Raw genomic sequence first — 21,339 nt, forward strand, 5'->3', positions numbered from 1 at the left:
AGCGGGCGCGCCCGGAGGCGCGCCCGCCGCAGGGCCTTGGGGCCTACTGCCCGAGGTTGGGGTGAAGCAGCGACGGGGCCGCGCCGAGGAGCGTCTTGGTGTACGCGTCGTGCGGGTCCTCGAAGATCTGCCGCGCCGGGCCCTCCTCCATGATCTGGCCGTGGTTCATGACGACGATGCGGTCGGAGATGTAGCGCTCCGTCTGGATGTCGTGGCTGATGAAGACCATGGCCAGGCCGAGCTCCTTCTTGAGGTCCGTGAGCAGGTTCAGGATCTGCGCGCGGACGGAGACGTCGAGGGCCGACGTGGGCTCGTCGGCGATGATGACGTCCGGCTGGAGTGAGAGGGCTCGGGCGATGGCGACGCGCTGGCGCTGGCCGCCGGAGAGCTGGCCCGGGAGGGCGTACATCGCGGAGGACGGCAGGCCGACGATGCCCAGCAGCTCGTTGATGCGCGCCTCGCGCTCGTCGTCGGAGCCGACCTTGTGGACGATCAGCGGGTCCAGCAGCTGGTCGTGGACGGACATGCGCGGGTTCAGCGCGGTGGCCGGGTTCTGGAAGACGACGGAGACCACGCGGCCGATCTTCTTGCGGAGCTCCGCGGTGCGCTTGGTGACGTCCTCGCCCTTGAAGTAGACGTGGCCGTCCGTGGGCGACTGCAGGCCGCACATGACGTTGGCGGTCGTGGACTTGCCGCAGCCGGACTCGCCGACGATGCCGATCGTCTCACCCGGCATGAGCTTGAGCGTGAGGCCGTTCACGGCATGCACGAGGTTGGGGTGGAAGAGCGAGCCCGTGCGGGACTTGAACGTGACCGAGATGTTGTCCAGGAAGATGATGGGGGTCTGCCCAGAGGTCTTCTCCGCCATCTACCTCACCTCCAGTCGAGAGACGAGACCGTTCTTCGCGAGCTCCTCGTCCGGGATCTCCGATACGAGGTGATGGTCGGCGCCGGGAACGGGCTTGAGGATGGGATGGACGTCGAGGCCGACCGTGGGGTGGCTCGAGCGCGGGGCGAAGCGGTCGCCCTTGGGGAAGTCCGCGGGGCTCGGGACGGAGCCGGGCACCTGGTGCAGGCGGCTGCCGTCGTGCGCCTCGATCGAGAGGACGGCACCGAGCAGGCCCTGCGTGTACTCGTGGATCGGGTTGGTGAGGAGCTCCTTGGTGGGGGCGGACTCGATGACCTGGCCGGCGTACATGACCGTGATCTCGGAGGCGACCTCGGCCACGAGCGCCAGGTCGTGGGACACGAAGATCATGGCGAAGCCGAGCTGCTTCTGGAGGTCGTTCAGCAGCTTGATGACCTGCTTCTGGACCGTGACGTCGAGGGCCGTGGTGGGCTCGTCGCAGATGACCAGCGACGGGTTCCTCGTGAGCGCCATGGCGATGATGACGCGCTGGCACTGGCCGCCGGAGAGCTCGTGCGGGTAGCTCTCGAGCGTGCGCTTGGGGTCGAGGCCGACGAGCTCGAGGAGCTCCTCGGCGCTGCGGGTGCCGCCGCGGCTCGTGAGCTGCTTCATCTGCGCGGAGATGAGCATCGAGGGGTTGAGCGAGGACAGCGAGTCCTGGTAGACCATCGCGAGCTCGTGGCCCAACAGCTTGCGGTGCTCCTCCTTGGTGAGCTTGAGGAGGTCCTTGCCCTTGTAGATGATCTCGCCGGAGATGCGGGCGCTGTCGGGCAGGAGGTTCATGATGGTCTTGGTGGTGATGGACTTGCCGCAGCCGGACTCGCCGACGAGGGCCATGCACTGGCCCGGGCGCACGTCGAAGGAGACGTTGTCCACCACGTGGACGTCGCCGTGGCGCGGGAACCCGATCGAGAGGTTCTTGACCTGGAGGATCGGCTCCACGGAGTAGTCGGGCACGCGGCGGTCGGTGCGGGCGAGCTCCACCTCGCGCAGGGCACCGAGACGACGGGCGAGGGAGTCGGCCTGCTCCTTGTAGGCGCGGACCGGGTCGGCGACGAGGAGGTCGGCCTCGCGGCGGCTCTCGGCGTTCTCGTTGCTCACGGGGGCGGACGGGGCGGCGGCCATGGCGTCGGTCAGGCCCTCGGAGAGGATGTTGAGGGCAAGGCACGTGACCATGATCGCGATGCCCGGGAAGAGCGCCTGCCACCAGCGGCCGAGCAGGACGCCGTCGCGCGCGGACGAGAGGATGTTGCCCCACGTGGGCGTGGGCTCGGCGATGCCGGCGCCGATGAAGGTGAGCGACGCCTCGAAGATGATGGCGTCGGCGACGAGCGTGACCGTGAAGACCATGATCGGCGCGATGCAGTTGCGTAGGACGTGCCTCATGAGGATCCACGGGGCGCGGGCGCCGGAGACGATGACCGCGCGGACGTAGTCCTCGCCGTACTCGGACACCACGTTGGCGCGGACGATGCGCGCAATCTGCGGCGTGTACATGAAGCCGATGGAGAAGATGATGGCCGGCACGGAGTTGCCGAGGATGAGGACCAGGATGGCGGCGAGGGCGATGCCCGGGATGGACATGATGACGTCCAGCACGCGCATGATGACCTCGGAGACGGCCTTGCGGGCGACGGCCGCGACGGCGCCGATGATCGAGCCGAGCACGAGCGCGAAGAGCGTGGCGCCAAAGCCGATCACGAGCGAATACTGACCGCCGTAGAGCATGCGGGAGAGAATGTCGCGACCGGCGTTGTCGGTGCCGAACACGTACTCGGCCGAGGGCGGCTGGTAGGCCGTCGTGATCTCGAGCGGGTCATGCGGGGCGATGACGGGCGCCAGGATGGCGGAGAGCGCCACCAGGACGAGAAGGACGAGCGAGATCTTGCTGGAGATGCTCATCTTCTTGAGGCCGCCGAGCTTGAGCCCCTTGGCCGCGGCCTTCTCGAGCTGGGCGGTCTTGTTTTCCCTAATCTTAGTCATGGGGCCTACACCGTCCTAATGCGCGGGTTGATCAGCAGGTAGAGCATGTCAACCACGATGTTGATGATGACGAAGGCCAGAGCCACGACCACGACGACGCCCTGGACGAGCATGATCTCGCCGCCCGTGATGCCCTGCTGGATGAGCGTGCCCATGCCGGGGAGCGCGAAGATGACCTCGATGACGACCGCGCCGCCCATGAGGTAGCCGATCTTGAGGCCAAGCGTGGTAACGGGCGTGATGAGGGCGTTGCGCAGGACGTTCTTGGCGATGACGACGTTCTCGGGGATGCCGCTGCCGCGGGCCGTCTGCACGTAGTCCTTGTCGAGCTCCTCGACCATGGCGGTGCGCACGATGCGCGTCATCTGGCCGATGACCGGGAAGGCCAGGGCGATGGCGGGCATGAGCATGCGGCCGAAGTAGCCGCCGGGGTTGGCGAAAAGGTTGGGCAGGGCGCCGGCGGACGGGAAGACGCGCGTGAGCCCGCCCAGGGTGACGGCGAGGATGAGCAGGACCGCCAGCCAGAACGACGGTGTGGCGATGCCTGCGATGGATATCACTCGAATCACCTGGTCAGGCCACTTGTCCCGGTAGAGCGCCGATATGACGCCGAGGGTGAACGAGAAGATCGCGGCCAGGAGCAGGCCGAAGAACGTGAGCTGCATCGTGATCGGGAGCGCAGAGGCGATGGCGGTGGCGACGGGCGTCTGGCGGCTGCCATAGGTGCCCAGGTCGCCCTGGAAGAGCCCGCCGATGTAGTCGACGTAGCGGACAGGCCACGGGTCGTTCATGCCGTGCTCGTCCATGTACTCCTCGACCGCCTCCGGGGACGCGCCCTCGCCGAGGACGGTGCGCGCCGGGATTGAGGGGTCGGTGAAGGACATGAGGAAGAACACGAGCAGGGTGACGCCCAGGGCCATGATCGGCAGCGCGATGAGGCGCCGGCCGACGAGGCGCAGGAGGTTGTTCATACCCTCTCCTCTCTCTATGCCTTTCGTTAAAGAGAGGGGCCCGAGCGAACCTAGGCCCGGGCCCCTCGAACGTCCTTTGTGCCTCCCCAGCCTTTCAGTGGGGAACGGGGGCGTTTCTCAAGGCTACGCGGTGACCGTCTTGCAGCCGATGAAGTTCATGCCCGTGGTGCCGATGCCCTCGAAGCCCTCGATGGCGGTGCCCATGGGGTTGGCGGCGGCGTCGGCCCAGGAGGCGGTCACGGTCTGGACGTGGATGAGCGGGTACAGGACCGCGTTCTCGGCGATGATGTCGTAGACCTGCTTCCAGGTGGCCTGCTGCTCGTCGCCGGACTGGCCGAGGGCGGTGGTCATGAGCTCGCGGATCTGCGCGAACTCTGCGGAGCCGCCCCAGCCGGTGCGGGTCTGCTGCCAGACGTTGTCGCCGTACCACCAGTTGAGGAGCAGGTCGGGGTCGGCGCCCCAGCAGGACGGGTCGCCCGGGGCGATCAGGATGTCGAAGTCGTCCGAGCCGCCGTCGATGGCCGCGTAGGTGGCAGCGGAGGTCTCCTCGGCGATCGTGCAGTTGAAGCCGAGGGCGTCGAGGTCCTGCTTGGCCTGGGTGGCCATGCCGGAGGCCTGGGTGTTGTCCGTGCAGCGGATCTTGAGGTCGCCCGGGGTCACGCCGGCCTCGGTGAGCAGGCTCTTGGCCTTCTCCTGGTCGTAGGTGTAGACCGTCGCGGCCTCCTGGTAGTTGGGGAAGTCCTGCGGGATGTAGGACGAGGCGGAGGCGGCAAGGCCGCTGAAGATGTTGGAGATCATCTGGTCGGTGTTGATGGCGTACATGACGGCCTGGCGGGCGACCTTGTTGTCCCACGGCGCCTTGGCGGTGTTGAACATGATGAAGCGGGTGCCGAAGCCCTGGACCTTGTCGACCTTGCAGCCGGCGGACTCGATCATCTCGATGGCGTCGGCGGTGACGGACTCCATGACGAGCGTGGTGCCCTGCTGCTGGGCGGTCATGCGCGCGGTGGCGTCGACGAGGATGTCATAGTGCAGGCCCGCGTCCTCGGCCGGGAAGGACCCGTTGTAGTTGGGGTTGGGAACGAGGTCGACGGCGTTGTCGGTGATGGAGCTGTACATCCAGGGGCCGGAGCCGACGGGCTGGTTGGAGAGCTCGTCGTCGGTCGTGCCCGCCGGGAAGACGCGGACGAGCGCCAGGCGCTCCTTGAGGAGCGAGAAGTTGGCGACGGCCGTGGTGACGGTGATGGTGGTGTCATCGGTGGCCTCGAGCGCGTCGATCGGGGCGAGGAACGCCGAGTAGGTGGCGTCGGCCTTGGTGCGGTCGAAGGACTCGACGATGTCGGCGGTGGTCACGGGGTTGCCGTTGGAGAACGCGGCGCCCTCGCGCACGGTGATGGTGAAGTGGGTCTCGTCGACCTGCTCCGGGTCGCCGGTGGCGAGCTCGGGGAAGGTGGAGTAGTCGTGCGGGTCGGTGCCGTAGAGGCCCTCGAGGACGTGCCAGTTGGAGCCGAGGCAGAAGGCCGAGGAGGTCTTCGTCGGGTTGTACTCGGAGGGGGCGTACGCGGAGCCGGCGGTGATGGTGCCGCCGCCCGAGGTGGTCTCGCCGCCGGTCTCGCCGCCGGTGGTGTCCCCGCCACCGCCGCAGGCCGCCAGGCCCAGAGCGCCGGCCGCGGCCGCCCCACCGAGGAACGCGCGACGCGACACGGCGCTGTTCATGAGCTTCTTCATGTTCTCTCCCTTTCCTCCTGCGGCCGCCCCGTCTTGGGCAGCCGTCCCTTTGGTATTCAACACTACGAAATGCGGGCGCAATCTCCCCGTAGCAAACGGCCGACGGTGCGTTTTGGTACCCCAGACGGTAAGGTTCCCGTAGGCTTATTGTGTATTGGTATTCTGGTTGGACCCTATTTCGCTTCTGTTTTCTATGCGATAAGAACCAATCAACTTCGAACAAATAGCTGTTGAATCGGCGATTTCGAACTGATTCATGAATGACAGACAAAGGTTTTTCTCGTCAACTGGTATCACAATGTGGAACCACTTGTATCATGACGCGAAGCGGTATCGATTCCATATCCTATGCGCACCGCCGCGCGTTCCCGCCTCATCCTGGGCTCGACCGGGGCTCGCCCCGGGTCGGACTTCGCCGCGAAGCGCTCAGTTCCGGAAGTGCGCACCGAACCCCGCTCAGTTCCGGAACTGAGCGTCAGCCGCGGGCGCATGGGCGGCGATTCCGCGGGCCGCAGCCCTTCTCGCCGCCTCGTCGGGCGCCGGGCGGCGCTCAGATGCGGAACTGAGTGGGGCTCCGCGCTCAGTTCCGGAATTGAGTACCCACCCGTGCTCAGTTCCGGAAATGAGCGTCAGGCGCGGACGCGAGGGCGGCGATTCCGCGGGCCGAGGTCCTTCTCGCCGCCTCGTCGGGTGCCAGGCGATGTCCGACATGACGCGGCGTCCGGGTGCGGGGAGGCGTCGCGAGAAGGACCGCGCGGCAGGAGGGCTAGTCCTCGCCCGCCCCGGGGCCCGCGGGCCCGTCCTTCTCGTCCCAGGCGCGCAGCGCCTGCCAGACGGCCGTGGCCACCTCGGCGGGGATGCCCGGGGTCGCGGCGAGCTCCTCGACCGTGGCCTCGCGCATCCTCCTGATCGAGCCGAAGCGGCGCATGAGCGCCCGCTTGCGCTTGGGGCCCACGCCGGGGACGTCGTCGATCACCGAGCGCGTCATGGCCTTGTCGCGCAGCTCGCGGTGGAAGGTGATGGCGAAGCGGTGGGACTCGTCGCGCACCTGCTTGATGAGGTAGAGCGAGGGCGACCCGGAGGGCAGCACAACGGGCGTCTCGTCCCAGGGGACGAAGATCTCCTCGTCGGACTTTGCGAGCCCGCAGACCGGGATGTCGAGCCCGAGCTCGGCGAGCTGCTCCATGGCGGCCGTGAGCTGGGGCTTGCCGCCGTCCACGACGAGCAGGTCGGGGCGGCTGCCAAAGCGCTCGTCCGCCATGCGCTCCGGGGAGTAGCGCCGTCCGAGGACCTCGGACATGGAGACGAAGTCGTTGGCCTCGGTGAGCGGGGTCTGGATCTTGAAGCGGCGATACTGTGACTTGTCCGGGCGGCCGTTGGTGAACACCACCATCGACGCCACGGTGAAGTGGCCGTGCAGCGTCGAGATGTCGAAGCACTCGATGCGCATCGGCGGCGCGTCGAGGGCGAGCGCGCTCTCGAGCTGCAGGAGCGCCTTGTTCGTGCGGTCGTCGGCATAGCCGGTGCGCACCATGTAGCGCATGAGGGCATGGCGCGCGTTGGCCGAGGCCATGTCGAGCAGGTGGCGCTTCTCGCCGCGCTGCGGTCGACGCAGGCGCACGGAGTGCCCGCGCTTCTCGGCGAGCCAGCCCTCGATGAGCTCCGCGTCCTCGAGCTCCACGGGCAGGTCCACCTCGGCGGGCACGTCGGCCGTCTCGTCATAGTAGCGCTTGAGGAAGCCGGAGACGAGCTCCTCCTCCCCCGTGTCGAGGCCCTTGTCGAGCACGAACTCGACGGAGCGGACGGTGCGGCCCTCGCGCACGGCGAAGACGCACGCGCAGCTGATGGTCTCCTCGCGGTAGAAGCCGATGAGGTCCGCGCTCACGCTGGACGAGAAGACCACCTGCTGGCGGTCGTCGAGCGCGTCGAGCCCGTCGAGGCGCGCCTTGAGGCGGCCGGCGCGCTCGAAGTCGAGGTCCGCTGCGGCCTCGCGCATCTGCTCGGTGAGCTCCCCCACCACCTGCGAGCGGTTGCCGCGCAGGAAGTTCTCCACCTGGCGCACGTGGCGGGCGTACTCCACGGTGTCGATCATGCCGGCGCAGACGCCGGGGCCGCGCCCCACGTGGTAGTCGAAGCAGGGGCGGCACCGCTCGGCGAGCATGAGGTTGGCGACCGAGGCCTGCTCGGGGCTCTTCTCGAGCAGGCGGCGGGCGCGCTTCCACTCGACGCAGGTGGCCATGCAGATGGGGATCACCTTGCGCAGGGTGTCGATGGTCTCGCGGGCGGCCCGCGCGTCGGTGTAGGGGCCGAAGTAGCGCGTGCCCTTGCGGTGCTTCTCACGCGTGTACTTGATGGCCGGGAAGACGTCGGACTCCGTTATCGCGATGTAGGGGTAGGACTTGTCGTCCTTGAAGTCCACGTTGAAGTAGGGATGGTACTGCGCGATGAGGTTGCGCTCGAGCACGAGCGCCTCGTGCTCGGAGCCCACCACGACGTAGTCGAAGGACCTGACGACCTGCATCATGAGCGGGATCTTCTCGCGGTCGTCCTGCAGCGTCACGTACTGCCGCATGCGGGCGCGCAGGTTCTTGGCCTTGCCCACGTAGACGACCTCGCCCTTGCCGTCCTTCCAGAGGTAGCAGCCGGGGTCCGTGGGGACCCGGGCGACCTGCTCGGCGAGCGTGGGCTCGCCCACGGCTACTCCCGCCCGCCGCGCAGGCGGTCGCGCACGTCGCGCACGCCCACGAGCGTGCGGTAGAACGCCCTCTTGAGCGGCAGGTCGCGGTCGGGGGCCACGGGGCGCACGCCGTCCTTGGCGAACTTGGTCTTGAACTCGTTGAGGCCCATGATCGAGGGGGAGAACTCGCTGCCGATGCCCATCAGGTCGTACTCCGCAAGGCCGCGCGAGCCCAGCTCGCAGCACTCGAAGTACACGAGCTTGTCGGTCACGTGCAGGCGCATGGTGTCGCTGCGCGAGGCGCCGTAGTAGCGGGTGGCGCGGTTGCCGGAGATGGTCACGATGGACCACGTGACCACGCGGCCCTCGTGGCGCCCGGCGAAGACGCGGCAGTGCTCGGGCCCGAGGATGCGGATCATGTCCTCGTAGTCGGAGATGGCGGCCGGCGTGAAGCCGTCGCGCTCGCCGGTCTCGCGCATGACGTCGTAGTACTCCTCGAAGGAGGCGAGCGCGAGCTCGGTCTCGTCCGCGCAGGTCGCGGGGCTCTCGCGCAGGGCCTTGCGGACGTCGCGGCGGCCGCGCGGCTTCATGCGGGAGAGGATGGCCTCGTCGCCGCCGGTGAGGTCGATGACCACCGTGGTGTCGTAGGGCACCGTGGAGAGGCAGGGGCTCGTCTCGGGCAGCTCGTGCGCCACGGCGAGGCGGGCGAAGACCTGCTTCTTGTCCCGCGCGCGGACGAAGTCGGCGAGGGCGGCGAGGGCGGCGGACTCCTGCTCGGCCGAGGGCGCCTCCGCCCAGACCGGGGCGTGGTGGCCGCGCAGGTAACGATAGCCGTGGGTCTCGTACTGCTGGAAGGAGGCCACGGCGAGCGTGCGGCCGCCCTCCTCGAGCGCGACGCAGCCCCAGTGGGAGCGGCCGGGGATCGTGGACTCGTAGTCCTGCCAGACGCCGAGCTGCTCGACCGGCGGATTGGGGTCGACCTCCGTCAGTGCCCGCTCGTACTCCTCGCGCGTAAGCTCTCTCACCTGCATCTGGCGACGCTCCGTTCTCCGGTCCGGTTACTCCCCATCATCCTAACCCAGCCTCCGCGGTCGGGCGGGCCCGGAGGCGCGACTCCGCGAAACCCCCAGCGGCGGGGTCGTCGTGCCACCGGCGTCGGGCTTGTGCCACTGGCGTCAGGTTCGTTTGGCACGCGGGCCGCGCGTGCCAAACGAACCTGACGCCAGTGGCACAAGCCCGACGCCGGTGGCACGGCTAGCGGCGCCTGCCGAGGTAGCGGTCGAACTTCTCGTACTGGCGCGCGGAGCGCAGGTGCGCCCAGAACCGGTGGGCGATCGTGTCGGGGGCGTAGTCGAAGGGCGACGCGGCCCTCCCCTCGCGGATGAGGCCGAGGGCGCGCTCGCGCAGGGCGTCGTCGGCGACGAAGTCGCGGACCACGCGCGCGGGCACGAGGGTGTAGAGCGCGTCGCGGTAGGCCTCCTCGTAGGGCAGCTCACGTCCGAGCACGTAGTCCTCCACGATGAGGCGCGCGAAGTTCACCCCGCCGAGCGCCATGTACCAGGTGTTGGCGCCGGGACGCACGTTCACCTCGAAGAACTTGTAGGTGCCGTCGCGCTCGTCGTACTTCGCGTCGAAGTTGGCGAAGCCCCGGTAGCCCACGCGCTCGCAGAAGCGGCGCGCGTCCTCGACGAGCTGGTCGCAGCGCTCGAGCAGGATGCACACGGGGTTACCGATGCGGGCCGGCGAGTGGTCCTGGAGCACGACGCGCCCGCCCGAGACCGCGACCAGGCGGCCCGAGGCGTCGGAGTAGGTGGTGAGCGAGCGGATGGCGTCGTCCTCGCCGGGGACGAAGTCCTGCACCACGAGCTCGCGGTCGTAGCCGGCGTCGTGGAGCAGGCCGAAGACGCGCGCGAGGCCGGCGGGGTCGTGCACCTCGTAGACCTTCTCCTTGCCCGGGAAGTCCATGAGGTCGTAGCGGGCCGAGTTGGAGGGCTTGGCCACGAGCGGGTATGGGAGCCCCGCCGGGTCGAGCGGCAGCTCGGGGAGCGCGCAGTCGAACGACCAGGTCTTGGGGTACGCCATGCCGAGCTCCTCGCAGAGCTCGTAGAAGCGGCCCTTCTGCGTGATGTCGTCGAGCAGGGCGAAGTCGTTGTACGGCACGACGAACCACTGCTCGAGCTCCTCCTTGTGGCGCGAGATGATCCGCACGTGCCAGTCGGCGCTGCCGAGCAGCAGGGCGACTTTCCCCTCGCCCGCGAGGCGCGCGCCGAGCTCGCGCAGGAGCGCCACGATGGCGTCCTCGCCCTCGGACATGGCGGGCTCGACGTGGTAGTCGACGAAGCGGCTCGAGGAGGTCACCTTGACGTCCACGCCGGAGTAGACCGTCGTGGTGACGCCGTAGGCCTCGTGGAAGCAGCGCGCGTACGAGTACGCGAGGACGTCCCCGCCGAGCACGATGGGCGTGAGGCGGCCTGCGAGCTCCCCCTCGGTGATGCGATCCATGTCAGAACCTCCTGGCTGTGATGGCGAGAAGAACGCGCGGCTGGACGCGCGGCTCGCCAGCTTGACGGTTTTCGCGCACAATCCGACATGCGCGACAATTTTACCTGGCCACATACATTGTGGTACCGGATTCTGCGCGTTATTCGGCGCCCCCCGCGAGCGCGGCGCGGACGGCGTCGGCGGCCCGGCGGGCGCCCGCGGCGCCCACGTCGGCAGGGAGGGCGGCGCAGGTGGCGACGAGCCGCTCGTGGACCGGCAGGCCGGAGCGGTCGGGCGGCACGCGGAACGCGGCGGCGTCGAGGACGCCCGGGCCGAGCTCGGGGCGGTACCACGCCTCGGCGAAGAGCCCGGCGGCGCAGACCCCCGCGACGACGCGGTCCGCCGCGCGCGTGTCCGGCGCGAGGACCGGGTAGCGCAGGAGCGGCTGGGAGGGCCCCTCGAGGGCGGCGGGGAGCGTGTCTGCGCCGTCGACGCCGCCGAGCGCCGCGCGGTACGCCTCGACCGTCTCGCGCCGCAGGGCCTCGGCCTCGTCGAGGCCGGCGAGCGCGGCGAGGGCGCGCTCGCACACCCATGCGGAGGCGCGGACGGGGCCGCGCGCGGCGGCGCCTAGGCGCTCCTGCTCGCTCACGGCCGGCTCCATCGCGCCGGAGGAGACGAGCGCGCGGCGCAGGGATGCGGAGACGCCCGCGGGCAGGTGTGCGAGGACGCGGTTCTCGGTGCGGTAGCGCCGGGCGAGGGCGTCCAGGCGCGCGGGCGGCTCCGACAGCGCGGCGAGGGCGTCGCGGACGGCGCGGACGAGCCCGGAGAGCGGGCTCGCGGGGTTCACCCACACGGCGCCGCCGAAGTGCGTGGGCAGGATCTTCTCGACGCCGAACGAGTGGACCGAGACGTCCGCGACGGGCTCGCCCGACGCGTCTCTCGCCATGCGGCAGACGCAGTGGGCGCTGTCCTCGACCACGAGCGCCCCCGCGGCATGGGCGCGACGGGCGAGCTCCTCGGACTCGGCGTCGTCGACGATGCCGTAGGTGTGCTGGAGCATCACGGCGCGCGTGCCGGCGGGCGGGTCGAGCCGCTCCGGGTCGAGCGAGGCCGTGCGGGCGGAGACGTCTCGGTAGACGGGCGCGAGCCCGGCGGCCACGATGGGGACGACGGCCGTGAGGCAGGTGAAGAGCTGCGTCACGACCACGCCCTCCCCCGTCGCGGGACGCAGCGCCGACAGGGCGGCCTGCATGCCGTAGCGGGCCTTGAAGACGCAGAACCAGTCCTCGGGCATCGTGCCGGTGCGCTCCGCGAGCGCGCGGGCGAGGGCCTCCTCTGCGGGGGTGCGGGCCATGGGGGCTCCTTTCGGAACGGGTCGGGCTAGGCGGCGCGCCGACGCGCGAGGCGCGAGAGCATGCCGGTCACGAACGACGCCTCGGGCAGACGCAGGGCCGCCGCGAGGCCGAAGGTCACCACGAGGGCGGGGACGCCGCCGGCGACCGCGTAGGCGAGCGCCTGGGCCATCCCGGAGCCGAGCGGGCCCGCGAGCGCCTGCAGGCCGAGGAGGATGGAGCCTCCCACGACGGCGCCCGCCGCGCCGAGGGCAAAGGCGCGCAGGAAGGCGACGACCATGTCGCGCATCCCGATGCGGCCGAGTTCGCGACGCAGGAAGAGCAGGATGACGAAGTCGATGGAGACGAAGAAGAACGTGGAGCTGAAGCCCACGAAGTTGAGGCCGAAGACGGGCGTGAGCCAGAGGCAGAGCACGATCTGGATCGTGCCCGCGATGCACTCCGCCACCGCGAAGAGGATCATGCGGCGCAGGGCCGAGCAGGCCTTCTGGAGATAGGTGGCAAGGCCGTAGCCCGGCAGCGAGACGGAGAGCCACGCTATGTACGCGGCGAGGTCGCCCACGGCCTGGACGTCCATGTTGCCGCCGCCGAGCAGCCGCGCGAGGCACGGCGAGAAGACCACGAGGTACATGGCGAAGGGGACGAGCATGAAGAGGATCTTGCCCGTGCCGCCGGCGAGGCCGCGCACGAAGCTCGGCAGGTCGTCTCGGGCGACCGAGGTGGAGAGCTCGGTGAACATGGCGGTGGTGATGGGGATGGCGAAGACGGAGTACGGCAGCATGTACCACATGCGCGCATAGTAGGCGATGGAGGCGCCGCTCGCCGTCGCGGAGAGGGCGCAGTTCGTCTGGATCGAGGTGGTGGCGAAGGAGACGAGCGTCACGATGAGCGTGGGCGCGCCGATGGAGACGGTCTCGCGCAGGCACGGGTCGTGCAGGTCGATCCTCAGGCGCAGGCGCACGCCGTGGCGCAGGAGCGCCGGCACCTGCATGAGGACCTGCGAGAGCACGCCGAGCGGGCTGCCCACGGCGAGCGTGAGCAGGGCGAGCTGGGGGTTCTTGTCCGCGAGCAGGCCATAGGCGAGGAAGGACGCCGTGGTCACCACGTTGTTGGCGATGGGCGCGGCGGTGCTCCAGAGGTAGTCGCGCTCGGCGTTGAGCACGCCCGAGATGATGGACGAGAGGGCGTAGAGCACGATGGAGATGGCGAAGAACCGGAAGAAGTAGACCGAGAGGCCGGCGTCGAACTCCTCGCTCGCGCTGAACGACTGCGTCCAGATGACCTGCTCGGCAAAGGCGAAGGCGGCCACCGCGAGGACGCCCATGAGCAGGACGACGAGCGAGAGGAGGTTGGAGGCGTAGGCCGTGGCCCCCTCGCGGCCGGCGCGCTTCTTCGCCGAGACGTAGACCGGCAGGAACGCCGTCACGAGCATGCCGCCCATCACGAGCTCGTAGAGCTGGTTCGGGAGGTTGTTGGCCACGGTGAACGCGCTCGCCGTCATGGTGGCGCCAAGGCCGATCGCCTGGGCCCAGGTGCGCATGAAGCCCGTGATGCGGCTGATGATGACGAGGCCGCTCATCATCGCGGCGGAGCGGCCGACGGCCTCCTCGCTCGCGACGTCGTCCTCCCCGTCATGGGCGGACTCCGCGCGCAGGGTGCCCGTGACCTCCGCCTCGTCCTCCTCGGGAGAGGCAACGGGCCCGGGCTCGGCGGCGGGGCGAGCCGCGTGGCGGCCGCGCGGGGCGAGGGGGGCCGCCTCGCCCCGCGCGGCATGGGACGGGCGACCGGGCTCGGGCCTGGACGGGACGCGCCCGGCGCGGGCCGCCTCCACGTAGATCATCGTGTCGTCGGGCGAGGCCGGCCGCGGCGCCGCCGCGTGCCGGGGCCGGAGAGGACGCCCGGCAGCTCCGCCAGGCGAGAAGTGCGCGCCGCGCGCGGGGATGTCGGTTGTCTCGTGCTCCATGTGACCGTCCTTCTCGGCACCCGCGCTGCCGGGTGCCCCATACGTACGGCCCCGAGGCTTCGAAGGCGCCTCGGGGCCGAGTCTCTCCCGCACGTGCTCTCCGGGCAGGTGGCTCGCTAGACGATGGAGCCGCCGCCCATGAAGCCGTTGACGAAGTACATGCTGCGCACCTGGACGCCGCCGCCCGGGACGGAGTCGATCACGCAGCCGTTGCCGACGTAGATGCCCACGTGGCCGGGCGCGCGCCCGCCGTAGCGGTAGAAGACGAGGTCGCCGTACTTGAGCGAGCCCGCGTTGGTGGTGTACGTGCCGCGCGAGACGACCTGCGAGTAGAGGGTCTCGGGGCTGTTGGAGTTGGTGGGCAGGCCGAGCGCGTAGTCCACGACGCCCGAGCAGGTGAAGTACGAGCTCGAGGGGCTGCCGGTCCAGACGTAGCCGCTCCAGCTGTAGCCGGAGCCGATGATGTTGTAGGCGCGGGCCACCATGGCGCTCGCGGAGCCGGTGGGCGCGGAGCTGCCGCCGCTGGAGGAGCCGCCGTTGCTGGAGCTGCCGCCGTTGGAGGAGGAGCCGCCGTTGTTGGACGACCCACCGTTGTCGGTGGAGCCTCCGTTGCTGGAGCCGCCGTTGCTGGTGGAGCCGCCGTCGTTGGCGGAGCCGCCCTCCTCGGAGCCACCCTGGGCCTGCTGCTCCTGCTCGGCGGCCGCGGCGGCCTCCTGCTCGGCGAGGCGCTGGGCCTCCTCGGCGGCCTGGCGGGCCTCCTCCTCGGCGGCCTTGCGCGCGGCCTCCTCCTCGGCGGCGATGGCCTGCTTGACCTCGTCGGAGAGCTGGTCGTAGTAGGCCTGGGCGTCCGCCGCCGCGGCGTTCACCTCGTCGGTCTTGGCCTGCTGGTCGGAGACGAGCTGCTCCTGCTGGGTCTTCTGCTCCTCCAGGCTGGAGCGGCTCTCCTCGAGCGAGGTGGTCAGCGTCTTGATCTGGTCGATGGCCTCCTGCTTCTGGTCCGCGATCGAGCTCGCGTAGTGGACGTTGGTGATGAGCTCGTTGAAGTCGGCGGAGTTGAGCAGCAGCGTGAGCAGGTCGGCCTCTCCACCCTTGTACTGCATGGCGATGAGGTTGCCGAGCTGCTTCTGCGTGTCGGCGAGCTGGACCTGCTGGTCGGCGATGTCGGTCTCGAGCTGATCGATCTGGGCGTTGGTCTCGTTGAGGTCGTTGGTGACGCTCACGAGGTCGTTGTTGGCCTGCTCGGCGGAGGAGTAGAGCGAGTGAAGCTGCGCCTCGGCCTGGTCGAGCTCGGACTGGAGCTCGGCGGACGTGGCGGCCAGGGCCGGCATCGGGGCGAGCCCGAGCCCAAGGGTCAGCACGATTGCGGAGGCGACGGACGCGCCGCGCGTGCGAAGTGACATAGGACGCTCCTTACGTGTTCTTTCCTTCATCATGGCCTGTGCGTCTGGGGACCATGCCTGTTCGTCATACTAGCAGTACCGCAGGCGAGTGGGAGCCATTCCACCTCGGCTCCACAGACATGAATCGGGAAAGGGGCGCCCCGCGCGCACGGCCTCAGCGGTGCCGCGCGTCGAGCTCGCCCGCGAGCTCCCCCACGCTGACGCCGTAGCGCTCGAGCGTGACGAGCAGGTGGTAGACGAGGTCCGCCGCCTCGTAGCGGATGTGGTCGTGGTCGCGGTCCTTGCAGGCCATGACGACCTCGGTGGCCTCCTCGGTCACCTTCTTGAGGAGGCTGTCCTCCTTGCCCTGCAGCAGGCGCGCCGTGTAGGAGGACTCCGGGGAGGCCTCGCGCCGCCCGTGGATGACGCGCGCGAGTCCCTCGATCGTCTCGCCGATGTTCCCATCGGTCACGTTGGCGGTTCTCTCCCCCATGGCCCCTCCTCGACTCGTGCCACTGGCGTCAGGTTCGTTTGGCATGCCACTGGCGTCAGGTTCGTTTGGCTCGCCTGGCCTGCCCGGCGCGCCCCTAGGCGAGCGCGCGATAGAAGCAGCTGCGGTGCCCCGTGTGGCACGCGGGGCCCGGCGAGTCCACCTCGACGAGCAGCGTGTCCGCGTCGCAGTCCACGAGCACGCGGCGCACCCTCTGCACGTTGCCGCTCGTGGCGCCCTTGTTCCAGAGCTCTTGCCTGCTGCGGCTCCAGAACCACGTGGTGCCGGTCTCCAGCGTGAGCCGCAGCGACTCCTCGCTCATCCACGCGACCATGAGCACCTCGCCGGTGCCCTCCTGCTGGACGACGGCGGGCACGAGGCCGCGCTCGTCGAAGCGGACGCCCGCGGCCCCGGGCGCGGCTACCTCGAGCGGCTCGCCCGCGTAGGTATAATCGACGGAAATCTCGGACACGACGCCTCCTCTCGCGTGCCCAGTGTAGCGCGCGGGGGCAAGGGAGCCGCCCCATGTGCGCAGCATGTAACAGTGACGTATTCGACGTCCTCGTGGTGGGCGCGGGCATCGCGGGCTGCGAGGCCGCGCTCGCGGCGGCCGCCTCGGGCGCACGCGTGGCGCTCGCCAGCGCCGGGCAGACGTTCTCCGGCTCGAGCTTCTTCCCCGGCACCTGGGGCCTCGGCCTCGTCGGCCCGGACGGCGAGAAGGACGAGGACGACCTCGTCGGGGCGATCCTCGAGGTGGGCAGGGGCGTGGCGCTGCCCGGGCTCGCGCGCGCCCTCGTGCGCGGCGTGCAACCGGCAATCGAGCGCCTCCAGGGGCGCGGCGTCAGGCTCCTCGAGGCGGACAACCCCGACGAGCGCGACTTCATCCCCTGCTTCGACCGCGCGCGCCGCAGCTGGCACGGGCTCGGCCGCGCGTCGTACCGGGCTGCGACCGAGACGGCGCTCGGGCGCGCCGGCGTCGTGACGCTCCCCCGCCACGAGCTCCTCGACCTCGCCGAGAAGGACGGTCGGGTCCGCGGGGCGCTCCTCCGCGACGCGCGCGGCGAGGCGCGCGCCATCGGGGCCGGCGCCGTCGTGCTGGCGACGGGCGGCTTCGGCGGGCTCTTCTCGCGCACGCTCACCATGCCCGACGTGCGGGGCACGGCCGCCGCCGTGGCCCTGCGCCACGGCGCCCGCCTCGTGAACGCGGAGTTCATCCAGATCATGCCGGGCCTCGTGGAGCCGGTGAGAGACGTCGTCTTCAACGAGCGGACCTTCCGCTACGCGCGCGTCGAGGGGCTCGACGCCACGGACGCGGGGAGGCTGCTCGACTCGCGCGGCGGGCACGGGCCCTTCACGGCGAGCCTGCCGGACCGCGCGGTCGACCTCGCCCTCGCGGCCGCCGGCCCGCGCGGCGCGGCGGTGTCCTACGACCTCCCGGCGCGCCTCCCCGAGTTCATGCAGACGTACTTCTCGTGGTTCGAGGACGCGTTCGGCCGCCGCCCGGACGAGGGCCTGCGCATCGCCCCGTACGCGCACGCCTCGAACGGCGGCATCCTCGTCGACGAGCGCGGCTCGACCGGCGTGCCCGGGCTCTTCGCCTGCGGCGAGGCCACGGGCGGCATGCACGGCGCCGACCGCATCGGCGGCCTCTCGAGCGCCAACGGCCTCGTCTTCGGCCACGCCGCGGGGCGCGCCGCCGCGTCCTGGGCCGCGGGGCGGGCGCGAGAGGACGACGCGAGGGAGCCCCTCCCCCGCGCCCCGTCGGAACGCGGGGCAGAGGCCCTTCTCGCCCTGCGGCGCGCCATGGACGAGCGCTGCCTTCTGGGGCGCACGGACGAGGGGCTCCGCGAGATGCTCCGCCTCCTCGACGAGCTTGACGAGAAGAACGCGCGGGCCGGGTCCGCGCGCGTGGCGAACGTCGCCCTCTCCGCCCGCGCCCTCGTCACCGCGATGCTCGCGCGCACGGAGAGCCGAGGCGCGCACTTCCGCGCTGACTTCCCCGAGGAGGACCCCGCCCAGGCGCGCCCGCTCGTGGTGCGGCTTGACGCGGACGGGCGCCCCGTGGCGGAGCCGCTCTCCCCGCGGCGGAGCCGCTCTCTTAGATCAGTCGGACCGTTCCCGACGGAAGATGAGCGCTGATCTCGAGCGTGCCGCCGAGGGCGGCGATATAGCGTCTCAGCGTATCGACCTTGAGCAGGTCAAGTCGACCGTTCTCGATGTCCGAGATGCGCTTCTGGCTCACCCCCATGTCGCGGGAGAGCTCGGCCTGCGTGACGTCACGACTCTTGCGCGCCTGCATGAGGTTATACGTCTTGATCTTGTCCTGCGTCGCGCGCAGCGCCTCCTCCCTCAGCTCGTCGGGGATGCCGCGGCCGGCAAGGTAATCGTCAAGGGAAAGCGCCATCATTTCTCACCCAGCCTCTTCAAGTGCTCAGCATAGAGCCGATCGGCTTCCGGAACGGCCCGCTTGTACCACCCTCCCCACCGCCTCTGCGTCGCGCCTGCCGACTTGTCTCCCGCGAGCAGCATGATTGCCTGTCGCTGAGGATCGAAGGCGAAGAGAATCCGAATCTCGCTCCCTCCCGGCGACGCGGGCCGCAGCTCCTTCATGTTGGGAAATCTCGAGTGCTCAACGGTGTCGACAAGCGGCCTTCCCAGCGCCGGCCCCTTTTCGGAGAGCACCGAAAGGGCGGCCCAGACATAGGCGACGGTCCTGTCATCCTGATCGTCAAGCCACTTTCGTATGTGCCCCACGTCAATCTCCCACGCTTTCATGATATACCCTTTCTATTCTAATTTGGAAGGGCAGATTCAGTAGAACAAATGTACCATAATTCCCGTACAATTCAGTACATTTGTTCTATTTTTAGAGAGCATGGGTTATTCTGAATCCGCAGTCGAGAGGGCCGCACGCCCCCACGCCGCCGGCGCAAGCATGGCCGACAGAACCATCGGGGCGCACACGAGACGAGAAGAGCCGCCCGCTCGAGGGCGTTCTTCTCGCCACGTGCGCGCTTGGCAGACTGCGATGCGGCAAAGGGAGGCACGAGGGGGCTAGAAGTCCAGCCTCACGGGGATGCCCTGGCTGGCCATGTACTCCTTGACCTGGCGGATGCTGAAGGTGCCGAAGTGGAAGACGCTCGCGGCGAGCACGGCGTCGGCCTCGCCCTCGAGGATGCCCTCGGCGAAGTGCTCGAGCGTGCCCACGCCGCCCGACGCGATCACGGGGATGGGCACGGCGCGCGCCACCGCGCGGGTGAGCGCGAGGTCGAAGCCGTCCTTGGTGCCGTCGCGGTCCATGCTCGTGAGCAAGATCTCGCCCGCACCGCGCCGCGCCGCCTCCTCGGCCCACGCCACGGCGTCGATGCCCGTGGCGACGCGCCCGCCCGCGAGGTAGACCTCCCAGCGGTCCTCGCGGCCCACGCGCTTTGCGTCGATTGCGCAGATCACGGCCTGGCTGCCGAAGGCCGTGGCCGCGGCGGTGATGAGCGCGGGGTCCTTGACGGCGGCGGAGTTGAGCGAGACCTTGTCGGCGCCGGCGGCGATCATCTCGCGGCAGGACGCCACGTCGCGAAATCCCCCGCCCACGGTGTAGGGGATCCGCAGCTCGGCCGAGGCGCGGCTCGCGAGGTCGATCTTGGTGGCGCGGTCGTCCGAGGTGGCGGTGATGTCCAGGAAGACGACCTCGTCGGCGCCCTCCTTGTCGTAGCGCCGGGCAAGCTCCACCGGGTCGCCAGCGTCCCGCAGGTCAACGAAGTTGACGCCCTTCACCACGCGCCCCTCGCACACGTCAAGGCAGGGAATGACTCTCTTGGTCAGCACGGCATGGTCCTTTCGGTCGTCGGGGCCCGGGCTCGCCGGCCCCTCTCGCGGGGCTCGGCGCTCGCTTCGCTCGCTCACTTCGTGACTCGCCCCGCGAGGGGGGCCGGCGAGCCCCCAATCGCTGAAGGACGCCTCGGTCACACTGCCACTGTAAGGGAACCAGAGGTCGCATGCGCCTTCTGCCCCGAGGATGTTACATGGGGGTCAGCGCCGGCGGCCCCAGGCCCTGAGGGCGAGGCCCACGGGCCCGGGCTGGAAGCGTCGGCCGACGTCCGCCAGGCGCGCCGGGATGTCGATGTGCTGGGGGCATCTGCGCGCGCAGGCGCCGCAGCCCACGCAGTTGCTCACGAGCCTGGGCTCGCTCGTGCGAACCGCGCTCGCGGTGAAGTACTGGGAGAGCCCCGTGAGCCAGCCGTGCGCGTAGCTCGCGTTGTAGGCCGAGAAGCACCCCGGGATGTTGATGCCCCGCGGACACGGCATGCAGTAGTTGCACCCGGTGCAGGGCACGCGGTTCGAGCGCTCGAACTCGGCCACCACGCGGGCGACGACCTCGTGCTGCGCGGCCGTCATCGCGCCCGGCAGGGCCCGCTCGGCGACGTCGGCGTTCTCGTCCACCTGGCCGGGCGACGCCATGCCGGAGAGGAGCATCGTCACCTCGGGGTGGTCCCACACCCACGAGAGCCCCCAGGCGGCGGGCGAGCCGAGCCCGGGCTCGGGGGCGGCGTCGAGGATGCGGCGGGCGCGCGGGGGCAGCCTGTCCGCGAGCCGGCCTCCCAGCAGGGGCTCCATCACGAAGACCGCAAGGCCGCGACCGGCCGCGGCGCGGAGCCCCGCGGTGCCCGCCTGGTACCGCTCGCCCGCGTAGTTGTACTGGATCTGGCAGAAGTCCCAGTCGTACGCGTCGAGAAGGACGGGGAAGTCGCCGGAGCTGCCGTGATAGGAGAAGCCGACCTGGCGGATGCGCCCCGCGGCGCGCTGGCGGGCGAGCCAGCCCTCGGCCCCCGCGGCGCGCAGGCGCTCCCACTGGGAGGGGCTCGTGACGTTGTGGATGAGGTAGTAGTCCACGCGGTCCGTGCGCAGGCGCCTGAGCTGCTCCTCGAAGATGCGGTCGAGGTCGGCCGCGCCGCGGACGGAGCCGTGCGGGAGCTTGGTCGCCAGGAAGACCCGGTCGCGCAGTCCCATCCCCTCGAGCGCGGCGCCCACGCAGGCCTCGTTGCCCGGGTAGAGGTAGGCCGTGTCCAGGTAGTTGACGCCGCGCTCGACGGCGCGCGCGATTATGCCGCGGGCCTGGCGGGGGTCCGGGCGCCCCGGCGGCCCGGGGAAGCGCATGCAGCCGAGGCCGAGGGCCGAGATGCGGTCGCCGTTTCTCGGGTTCACGCGGTACTGCACGTCCTTCTCCCCTCCCCCGGCGAGCCGTCGGATCCGGCCCCGGGCCCTCACATCAAATCTGTCCGCACGATTTTGGCAGTTTTGCCCTCGGAGGCCCCTCAAACGGCCAAAAAGACGCGGCCAGATTTGATGTGCGCGAGAGGCGCGGCGAGAAGGACGCGCGGAGGGGTGTGCGCAGCCCCGTGCGAGAAGGACCT

Annotated in this window: 17 protein-coding genes; 1 reads left to right on the plus strand and 16 read right to left on the minus strand. The window is 70.0% G+C overall.

Features of this window, described 5'->3' with window-relative positions:
* Nucleotides 1-43 precede the first annotated feature (43 nt).
* The 12 genes from E0L17_RS02595 to hisI all read right to left on the minus strand — a co-directional run bounded on the left by E0L17_RS02595 (nucleotide 44) and on the right by hisI (nucleotide 16,403).
* A complete protein-coding gene (locus E0L17_RS02595; RefSeq protein ID WP_167929716.1) occupies nucleotides 44-868 on the minus strand; it encodes an ABC transporter ATP-binding protein in 825 nt (274 codons plus the stop codon).
* Entirely contained in the window at nucleotides 869-2,890 is a 2,022-nt protein-coding gene (locus E0L17_RS02600) for a dipeptide/oligopeptide/nickel ABC transporter permease/ATP-binding protein (RefSeq protein ID WP_167929717.1), read from the minus strand.
* Nucleotides 2,891-2,895: 5 nt separating this feature from the next.
* Nucleotides 2,896-3,861 carry an ABC transporter permease gene (locus E0L17_RS02605; protein WP_167929718.1) on the minus strand — a complete coding sequence of 322 codons (966 nt, stop codon included), beginning with the start codon at nucleotides 3,859-3,861 and terminating at the stop codon, nucleotides 2,896-2,898.
* 123 nt (nucleotides 3,862-3,984) lie between these two features.
* On the minus strand, nucleotides 3,985-5,589 hold the full coding sequence (locus tag E0L17_RS02610) for an ABC transporter substrate-binding protein (protein ID WP_167929719.1): 1,605 nt from the start codon (nucleotides 5,587-5,589) through the stop codon (nucleotides 3,985-3,987).
* Between the two features lie 766 nt (nucleotides 5,590-6,355).
* Nucleotides 6,356-8,284, minus strand: a complete 1,929-nt coding sequence (uvrC, locus tag E0L17_RS02615) for an excinuclease ABC subunit UvrC (RefSeq protein WP_167929720.1) — start codon at nucleotides 8,282-8,284, stop codon at nucleotides 6,356-6,358.
* A 2-nt stretch (nucleotides 8,285-8,286) separates the two neighbouring features.
* Nucleotides 8,287-9,297, minus strand: a complete 1,011-nt coding sequence (locus E0L17_RS02620; protein WP_167929721.1) for a lipid II:glycine glycyltransferase FemX — start codon at nucleotides 9,295-9,297, stop codon at nucleotides 8,287-8,289.
* A 223-nt stretch (nucleotides 9,298-9,520) separates the two neighbouring features.
* A complete protein-coding gene (locus tag E0L17_RS02625) occupies nucleotides 9,521-10,768 on the minus strand; it encodes a carboxylate--amine ligase (RefSeq protein WP_167929722.1) in 1,248 nt (415 codons plus the stop codon).
* A 139-nt stretch (nucleotides 10,769-10,907) separates the two neighbouring features.
* Nucleotides 10,908-12,101 carry a DegT/DnrJ/EryC1/StrS family aminotransferase gene (locus E0L17_RS02630; protein WP_167929723.1) on the minus strand — a complete coding sequence of 398 codons (1,194 nt, stop codon included), beginning with the start codon at nucleotides 12,099-12,101 and terminating at the stop codon, nucleotides 10,908-10,910.
* 26 nt (nucleotides 12,102-12,127) lie between these two features.
* Complete coding sequence (murJ, locus tag E0L17_RS02635; RefSeq protein WP_286163234.1) at nucleotides 12,128-14,062, minus strand: murein biosynthesis integral membrane protein MurJ; 1,935 nt, start codon at nucleotides 14,060-14,062, stop codon at nucleotides 12,128-12,130.
* A gap of 116 nt (nucleotides 14,063-14,178) precedes the next feature.
* A complete protein-coding gene (locus E0L17_RS02640; RefSeq protein ID WP_167929724.1) occupies nucleotides 14,179-15,462 on the minus strand; it encodes an NlpC/P60 family protein in 1,284 nt (427 codons plus the stop codon).
* A 154-nt stretch (nucleotides 15,463-15,616) separates the two neighbouring features.
* Entirely contained in the window at nucleotides 15,617-15,934 is a 318-nt protein-coding gene (hisE, locus tag E0L17_RS02645) for a phosphoribosyl-ATP diphosphatase (RefSeq protein ID WP_167929725.1), read from the minus strand.
* A 94-nt stretch (nucleotides 15,935-16,028) separates the two neighbouring features.
* The gene (hisI, locus tag E0L17_RS11195; protein ID WP_502706246.1) at nucleotides 16,029-16,403 is read right to left on the minus strand and encodes a phosphoribosyl-AMP cyclohydrolase; all 375 of its coding nucleotides are present in this window, start codon (nucleotides 16,401-16,403) and stop codon (nucleotides 16,029-16,031) included.
* Between the two features lie 53 nt (nucleotides 16,404-16,456).
* On the opposite strand from hisI, the gene E0L17_RS02655 reads away from it, so the two are divergent.
* Nucleotides 16,457-18,070: an FAD-binding protein gene (locus tag E0L17_RS02655; protein ID WP_167929727.1), complete on the plus strand. Its 1,614-nt coding sequence runs from the start codon at nucleotides 16,457-16,459 to the stop codon at nucleotides 18,068-18,070.
* Here E0L17_RS02655 and E0L17_RS02660 read toward each other — a convergent pair.
* The 4 genes from E0L17_RS02660 to E0L17_RS02675 all read right to left on the minus strand — a co-directional run bounded on the left by E0L17_RS02660 (nucleotide 18,030) and on the right by E0L17_RS02675 (nucleotide 21,142).
* A complete protein-coding gene (locus E0L17_RS02660; RefSeq protein WP_206108969.1) occupies nucleotides 18,030-18,335 on the minus strand; it encodes a helix-turn-helix domain-containing protein in 306 nt (101 codons plus the stop codon). The genes E0L17_RS02655 and E0L17_RS02660 overlap by 41 nt on opposite strands.
* Nucleotides 18,335-18,706, minus strand: coding sequence for a type II toxin-antitoxin system RelE/ParE family toxin (locus E0L17_RS02665; protein WP_167929729.1), 372 nt, complete (start codon nucleotides 18,704-18,706; stop codon nucleotides 18,335-18,337). The genes E0L17_RS02660 and E0L17_RS02665 overlap by 1 nt, the downstream gene beginning before the upstream one ends.
* 279 nt (nucleotides 18,707-18,985) lie before the next feature.
* Nucleotides 18,986-19,753 carry an imidazole glycerol phosphate synthase subunit HisF gene (gene hisF / locus E0L17_RS02670; RefSeq protein ID WP_167929730.1) on the minus strand — a complete coding sequence of 256 codons (768 nt, stop codon included), beginning with the start codon at nucleotides 19,751-19,753 and terminating at the stop codon, nucleotides 18,986-18,988.
* 204 nt (nucleotides 19,754-19,957) lie between these two features.
* Nucleotides 19,958-21,142: an aldo/keto reductase gene (locus E0L17_RS02675; RefSeq protein WP_167929731.1), complete on the minus strand. Its 1,185-nt coding sequence runs from the start codon at nucleotides 21,140-21,142 to the stop codon at nucleotides 19,958-19,960.
* Between the last annotated feature and the right edge of the window lie 197 nt (nucleotides 21,143-21,339).

The sequence above is a fragment of the Olsenella sp. SW781 genome (assembly GCF_012027725.1).
In the GTDB taxonomy this organism is placed as follows: Bacteria; Actinomycetota; Coriobacteriia; order Coriobacteriales; family Atopobiaceae; genus Thermophilibacter.